Source organism: Mesorhizobium sp. M7A.F.Ca.CA.001.10.2.1, assembly GCF_003998575.1.
GTDB lineage: Bacteria > Pseudomonadota > Alphaproteobacteria > Rhizobiales > Rhizobiaceae > Mesorhizobium.
Genome location: NZ_RZQY01001346.1, coordinates 1 through 464 on the forward strand (window position 1 = coordinate 1; position 464 = coordinate 464).

General features: G+C 62.9%; 1 pseudogene. It reads right to left on the bottom strand.

Features of this window, described 5'->3' with window-relative positions:
- Positions 1-343, bottom strand: a pseudogene (locus EN964_RS37000) (arginine--tRNA ligase); the annotation flags it as partial.
- Positions 344-464: the final 121 nt, after the last annotated feature.

Consider the following 464-nt stretch of genomic DNA (forward strand, 5'->3'; position numbering starts at 1 on the left):
GGCCATAGTTGCGGCCCTCGCCGAGCAGTGCGGTCAGATGTGTCTGCCAGAAGCCGTCCTTGAGCCTGAGATTGACGAAACCGGGCCCAGCCACTTCCGTCGCCGCGACATCCTTGTCGTCGCGCAGCGCCTGCGCCAGTCTTTCAGCCAGCGCGCGCGGGTTCTGGCCGGTCGGCTTGGCCAGCACCATCGCCGCATTGGTCGCTAGGTCGCCGTGGCTGGCGTCGCGCGGCGGCTCGACGGCAATGCGCGACAGGTCAGGCGAAACGCCGTCTTTGTCTTTCAGATCAAGCGCTTCGACGGCTTTTATGATTCGCGCGGTGAAATCGGCGAAGATGTTCATTTGTGTGACTCTGGGGTCTGGCTCTGGCGGCTTTGCAGCGAATCCGGCTCGTTGGCCGGCAAAATCGAGCCCGCCCTAGCCCAATTCAGGCGTATGGTCAAACAAACGCCGGTGTTCCTTG